This window comes from Peribacillus tepidiphilus (assembly GCF_009466385.1).
Lineage (GTDB): Bacteria > Bacillota > Bacilli > Bacillales > DSM-1321 > Bacillus_BN > Bacillus_BN tepidiphilus.
The window spans coordinates 1-6,545 of record NZ_WIAQ01000056.1 but is presented as its reverse complement, the minus strand read 5'-3'; the positions used below and the strand labels follow the sequence as shown (position 1 = coordinate 6,545).

The 6,545-nt window shown below is 38.4% G+C and carries 6 protein-coding genes and 3 pseudogenes; 8 read left to right on the top strand and 1 reads right to left on the bottom strand.

Translation table 11 applies throughout. The features are described 5' to 3' along the window. From GD441_RS16565 to GD441_RS16535, 8 genes and pseudogenes are all read left to right on the top strand, one after another. Positions 1–669: pseudogene (locus GD441_RS16565) on the top strand (recombinase family protein); the annotation flags it as partial. A 128-nt stretch (positions 670–797) separates the two neighbouring features. Continuing rightward, a pseudogene (locus GD441_RS16560) lies at positions 798–1,980 on the top strand (IS110 family RNA-guided transposase). Positions 1,981–2,081: 101 nt separating this feature from the next. Further along, positions 2,082–2,345, top strand: coding sequence for an HNH/ENDO VII family nuclease (locus GD441_RS16555; protein WP_153127510.1), 264 nt, complete (start codon positions 2,082–2,084; stop codon positions 2,343–2,345). 16 nt (positions 2,346–2,361) lie between these two features. After that, a complete protein-coding gene (locus GD441_RS16550) occupies positions 2,362–2,829 on the top strand; it encodes an SMI1/KNR4 family protein (RefSeq protein ID WP_144597891.1) in 468 nt (155 codons plus the stop codon). 341 nt (positions 2,830–3,170) lie between these two features. Beyond that, positions 3,171–3,947: a recombinase family protein gene (locus GD441_RS16545; RefSeq protein ID WP_153127509.1), complete on the top strand. Its 777-nt coding sequence runs from the start codon at positions 3,171–3,173 to the stop codon at positions 3,945–3,947. A 161-nt stretch (positions 3,948–4,108) separates the two neighbouring features. Further along, positions 4,109–5,344 (top strand): IS110 family RNA-guided transposase, encoded by a 1,236-nt coding sequence (locus GD441_RS16540; protein ID WP_153127508.1) that lies wholly within the window; start codon positions 4,109–4,111, stop codon positions 5,342–5,344. Positions 5,345–5,399: 55 nt separating this feature from the next. Then, positions 5,400–5,717 (top strand): annotated as a pseudogene (locus GD441_RS17380) (T7SS effector LXG polymorphic toxin); the annotation flags it as partial. A 12-nt stretch (positions 5,718–5,729) separates the two neighbouring features. Beyond that, positions 5,730–6,125 carry a CDI toxin immunity protein gene (locus GD441_RS16535; protein ID WP_153127507.1) on the top strand — a complete coding sequence of 132 codons (396 nt, stop codon included), beginning with the start codon at positions 5,730–5,732 and terminating at the stop codon, positions 6,123–6,125. 333 nt (positions 6,126–6,458) lie between these two features. Here GD441_RS16535 and GD441_RS16530 read toward each other — a convergent pair whose 3' ends face one another. Next, a complete protein-coding gene (locus GD441_RS16530) occupies positions 6,459–6,542 on the bottom strand; it encodes a helix-turn-helix domain-containing protein (protein WP_225434281.1) in 84 nt (27 codons plus the stop codon). Positions 6,543–6,545: the final 3 nt, after the last annotated feature.

Sequence of the window (6,545 nt, the reverse complement as noted above, 5' to 3'; positions counted from 1 at the left end):
TACACTCTCCTGTGTTTGTTTAAGGATGAGGGTATCAGTGGGGCGAAAGTGGATGAAGAAGCGTTAGAAATCGACAGGACAGGATTTCAGGAGATGTTGGGGTATCTCTCCCGCCATCAGGTGGATTATGTGGTGACACTCAACACCAGTCGTTTATGGCGTTCAGACATTGTTAAGGTGTTAGTACATCGTGAACTGAAAAAGTATGGAGTAGACATTCGGAGTATCGAACAACCGCAATACAGTATTTACAAGAAAGACCCCAATGATTTTCTTATTAATGGGTTAATGGAACTCCTCGACCAATATCAACGCTTAGAAATTGCGTTAAAGCTAGGGCGAGGAAGGAATAAAAAAGCACAACAGGGCGGTTATGCAGGAGGAAATGTCGCTTTTGGATATAAGGTTAAAAGAGGCCAAAAGCGACTCGTTATAGATGAAACACAAGCAAAAACGGTTTAACGAGTGTTTGACTTACGAGAACAACATCCTTCATGGTCTCTGTCACAAATTGCATCACAACTGAATGAGGAAGGACATCGAACCAAACAAGGGAAGTTGTTTACGAAAGTCCAAGTCAAGCGAATTTTGGACAGAAAAGCGTTCTACAGTGGTGTATACCGTTATGGAGAGATAATCGCCAACGGAACACATGAAGCGATTTTATAACGGAACGAGATAGAGAATGGATAGGCTTTCGTACCCTTGCGAGTCCATAGAGACGAACGCTCGACCTAAGGTTGCCGACATTCTCTGTCTTGCTTTATCCGTTCAATCCAAGATAGGGGTGAGATGTTCTGATGAGACGAGATAAGCATATTTATGTAGGGATAGATTTGCATAAGTTTCAGCATACAGCGGTGATTTTAGATTGTTGGTTTGAAAAGCTGGGAGAAGTGACATTTGAAAATAAACCATCCGCTTTTCCGAGTTTACTAGGGTATGTGAATGGGTTTCTTACAGAAGACATCACTCCTGTGTTTGGATTAGAGGATGTGGGGGGCTATGGCAGGGACTTGGCATTGTACTTAAAAGAGAAAGGGCACATTGTAAAGTTTGTCAATTCTTCTTTATCCAATGCGGAACGAAACAGCTATGCCATGGCCCAAAAGCATGACAGTTGGGATGCCCAATGTGTAGCGAATGTGTTAATCCGTCAATTCCCTTATTTGCCTGATGCCATCCCATCCGATATGTATTGGATGATTGCCCAATTGGTGGGGAGGACGAAACGCTTTAGTCAAGTCGCAAACTGCCCTTAAAAATCAGTTGCATCTTCAATTAAGCCATCATTATCCAAGTTACAAGAAATTCTTTTCTAAAGTCGATGGTCAAACCGCTTTAGCCTTTTGGGAACGCTATCCTTCTCCCGCACATTTGAAGGGAGAAACCGTAGAAAGTTTACGAACATTCCTATTAACAGCTAGCCACAAATCCTGTTCCACAAGGAAAGCGAAGGAGATTTTATCTCTCATTCAAGCAGATGGAGAAATAAAGCGTGAATATCAGACAACAAGGGATTTTATCATTCAAAGCATGGTGAGGGATATTCGCTTTAAGAAACAGGAAATCAAAAAAGTGGATAAAGAGTTAAAAGCACTTATCAAGTCATTAGGGATGCAGCTTGAAACGATGCCAGGCATTGATACGGTGACCGCATCCGCTTTCATTGCAGAAATCGGGGATATTCATCGTTTCTCTCATTCTGACAAACTCGCAAGGTATGCAGGTATAGCCCCTGTCCGAATGGGTTCGGGTGGCAAGGAAACCATTCAGAAAAGCAAACAAGGAAACAGGAAATTATACACTATCTTTTATAACTTGGCTGTTCAACAAATACATATTTGTAAAGGTAGTAAAACTCCTCGAAATCCTGTGTTTTACGAGTATTATCAGAAAAAGCTAGCAGAAGGTAAAACCAAACAACAAGCGCTTATTTGCATTATGAGAAGACTTGTCAATATTATCTATGGCTTTTAGAATTTCCTAAGGGTACGGGTAATGGTTATAAATATTGGAATAAGACAACCGTATATAAGAACGTGAAAGTTTATCAGAGAGATGATATTATAGACCCATATATGAAAGATGCGCGTGGTAGAACTAACCTTGAAAGAATGGAAAAGGGGTTAGCACCGTTAGGTCCAGATGGAAAGCCTATAAATCTCCATCACATGACACAAAGAAATGAAAGTTCTATTGCTGAGGTTACACAAACATTTCACAAAGAAAATAGTAAGATAATCCACATTAATCCTAATACTATCCCTAGTGGGATTAACAGGAATGAATTTGATAAATGGCGCAAAGATTATTGGAAACATAGAGTTAGTGATTTTAAATAGTTCGAGGAGGGAAAATATGAGTATGGAAGCATATAATCAAGCTAAAAAAATTATTTTGTCTAATGCAGAACTAAGTGATTTTGTGGGTCCCCGCTCAAGAGAATTAATTATTCAAGCAGAAGAAAAACTTGGGTTAAAGTTCACAGGTTCATATTTGGATTTTCTGTTGTCTTTTGGTGCGGGTAACTTTGGTTCTCAAGAGATTTTCGGGATAATTAGTAGCGATTTTGAAAATTCTTCAGTTCCAGATGCAATATGGTATACTTTAACAGAGAGAAGAGAGAGTAATTTGCCAAATAATTTATTAATAATTCACGATACAGGAAGTGATGAAGTTTTTTGCTTAGACTTTAACAAGATTGATAATAATGAACCTAAGGTTGTTTCATTTTTTCCAGGAGTTGACTTAGACAAACAAAAGTATGAAATAATTGCAAATGATTTCGGGGATTTCTTATTAGATTTAGTTAAACGTGAGCTATAACCTATATTACCTCGATTGGCTATAAGCCTTTCGAGGTTTTTTATTAGTTATAGTTAACCAAATATTAACTTCAGAGCCCATGATGGTTCTACCTACATGGAGTTTTGGCAGATATGCATGGTAAAGCGACTAAACCATTAATACCCTTCGAGTACACTTTAAAACACGTGAGAACGCATTCTCGTGGCGAGAAAGTGGGGGTAAGCTTTTAACTGGTTGTGACAATAATAAACTGTCAAATTATTATTGTATTGTATTTTCACTAGAGACGGTCGTATAATACTCGTCATTGTTAACAAGCGTTACATAAATTGTAATTTTCGTAACGGGGGGATGTAACATTGAATGTTGTCGGGTATATACGAGTCTCGACACAGGGGCAAGTCAAAGATGGATACAGCTTAAAATACCAAGAGGAGGAAATACAAGCGTATTGCGAAAAACATGGTTGGAATTTGATACATATATTTAGAGATGAAGGAATCAACGGGGCAAAAATTAATGAAGAAGCGTTGGAAGTGGACAGGGTGGGCTTACAAGAGATGTTAGCCCACCTTTCTTCTCTCCAAATTAAGTATGTCGTGGTGTTAAACACAAGCCGGTTGTGGCGCTCTGACATGGTGAGAGTGTTGATTCATCGAGAGTTACAGAAGTATGGGGTGGATATTAAAAGTATTGAACAGCCAAATTACAGTATCTACAAAAAAGACCCAAGTGATATATTGGTCAATGGACTAATGGAGTTATTAGACCAATATCAGCGATTGGAAATTGCTTTAAAACTAAAGAAAGGTCGGCATAAAAAAGCAAAAGAAGGAGGATATGCCGGAGGAAGAGCGACTTTTGGTTATAGGAAGTTAAGGGGAGAAAAAGAGTTAAGAGTCGACGAGGATAAAGCCAAAGCCGTACAACGAGTGTTTGAGTTAAGAGAGCAACATCCCACATGGTCTTTTACTCGAATTGCCGATGTGTTAAACAAGGAAGGGCATTTGACGACACAAGGTAAGCCCTTTACCAAAGTACAAGTGAAACGGATTTTAGACCGAAAGGACTTTTATAAAGGGATGTATACCTATGGATGTATACAGGCGAAAGGGAAACACCAAGCCATTCTTTAAAGCGGTCACTTAAAAAATACATGAAATTTCTTATATATCCGTATAGATGATACATCCATGGACAGGCTTTTGTACCAATGCGCATCTAAAATGGTGAACGCTCGAACTAAGGTTGCCGCCATGGGAGTCATCATCAAACTCAATGGATTGGGGGAGGATGTATGCATCACAAACAACGGCATATTTACGTGGGGATTGATTTACATAAACACCATCATACGGCGGTTATCATCAACTGTTGGCATGAAAGATTAGGAGAGATTCAATTTGAAAATAAGCCCGCGGCTTTTACGGATTTTTTCATCAAGGTTCGTCAATTAGTACCTGAGAATATGACACTGGTCTTCGGTTTAGAGGACGTTGGTGGATACGGACGAGCATTGGCAACGTTTTTAGTCGATCATGGGCAAATGGTAAAAGAAGTGAATCCCGCTTTGTCTTATGCCGAACGTAATAGTTATCCTACGATGCAAAAAAGCGATAGCTGGGATGCGGAATGTGTAGCGAGAGTTCTTGTAAACAAACTAGATTTTTTGCCGGATGCAGAGCCAAAGGATGTATATTGGTCTATTAAACAGCTAGTCACAAGAAGAAACGCCCTTGTGAAAGCCCAAGGGGCGCTGAAAAACCAGCTTCATGTACAATTAAGCCATCATTACCCCAGCTATAAGAAATTTTTTGCGGAAGTAGACGGAAAAACAGCATTAGCATTTTGGGAAAGATATCCGTCACCATCGTGTTTAGAGGGAGTAAGGATAGATGAGCTTACTGCTTTTTTACAAGCTGTTAGCCACAACACTTGTTCAAGAAAGAAAGCAAAAGAAATACTAGAACTTGTGAAAACAGATGGAACGACCACCAAACAATACCAAGAAACACGGGATTTCCTCGTGCAAAGCATGGTGAGAGATTTGCGCTTTAAAAAGCAGGAAATGGCATTGGTCGAAGGAGAACTAAGAAAATTAATGAAATTACTCGATTACCAACTGGAGACAATGCCGGGGATTGATGTAGTGACAGCATCCGCCTTGGTTGCCGAGATTGGAGATATTCAGCGTTTTCCAAATGCCAATAAACTTGCTCGTTATGCGGGAATTGCGCCTGTGCATTTTGGCTCAGGAGGAAAAGGAAAAGACCACAAAAGCAAACAAGGCAATCGAACGTTACATGCGTTATTTTATCAATTAGCGATACAGCAAATACAAGTGGCAAAAGAAAGTAAAAAGCCAAGAAATCCTGTATTTTATGAATACTACCAACGCAAGCGAAAGGAAGGCAAAACAAAAGGACAAGCGTTGGTTTGTATCATGAGAAGGCTGGTAAATATTATTTATGGCATGATGAATCATAAAACGGCTTATCAATTGCCGAATATAACAGAGCGAAAGGTAATTTAATAGGTGGTCTTTTTTTATAATAGCTTTTAAGATTACTACATAGGGTATTGGTAAAGGGGAACAAGTATTAGATAAAGTCAAGACATATGAACAGGCTAGAAATAAAGCACTAGACCTAGTTGGAGATTTAGGACCAAATTCAAAGCCATATATAGGAACTCTTAAGTCAAGTGCTGGATATGGTAAAGTAATTGGTAGGCAGTCTGCTGACGGAAAAGTAAGATGGAGATTAGATTATGACCCAAATAAGGGGACACATATAAACATTGAAGATTTTCGAAATGGTAAAGGGGCTAATGCTCGAAAAATCGTTATTCCATTTGAGGGTAACGAAAGCACCTTTAAATCTTTATTAAAACATTTGAATAGATAAGGGGGAATTTGAATGAGTTTATTTGATGAGTGTATTGAAGCACTAGGTGAGAATGTACACGTCTTATCTGATAGTGAGAGAGAGCAAGTACTAAGAGATTTTGAGAATTCTTTTCCATTTACTGAGTGGGGGCGTATTGAATGGGAGAAAGTGACTTATCATGCTAAAGTGAATACAGTTGATGAGATCATCTCCTTTTTGAACCAAAACATTGATGAATACAGCAACGTTATATATGTAATTTGGGATGAAGGGACATTACCTATAATTCAATCTGAGTTAAATAAAGTATTTGAAGTTATAGATGATGTTACTGCTGTAAGTTTTGATACATGGATATTTTCACCATCTTCAGGATATGTTATTGAGATATTTCATGACGGTGAAGTAAGAATAGGATTGAAGTAAAATATCATTGAATTAACCCTCAAAAGGGGAATATAAATTCTCTTTTGAGGGTTTTCTACTAGTGACGTGGTGCCGAACGAGCTGCTAGTGATACAATTTGTGCATGTAATCTATTCAATTTCTATATGATAATTTTTAGAGTTATCTTGTACGCACAAAATGTGTATAAAAAAGATGGCCTATTTTATAATTTTCATCAAATATAACCCACTGAAAAATTATCAGTTACTACCGTTTTTATCGCCAAAAACCTTACCCTTGTTTTCCCACCATTTTATAAAAATTTTTTTCGCAACTTTTTCTTCGCTACCACCGATTACTATAGCGAGAGGATTACTCCACCTCGATTAACTCCTGGATGTCGATGTCTAGCACTTTGCACACTTTTTCTAATGTTGAGAGATAAACTCTGTCCACGTT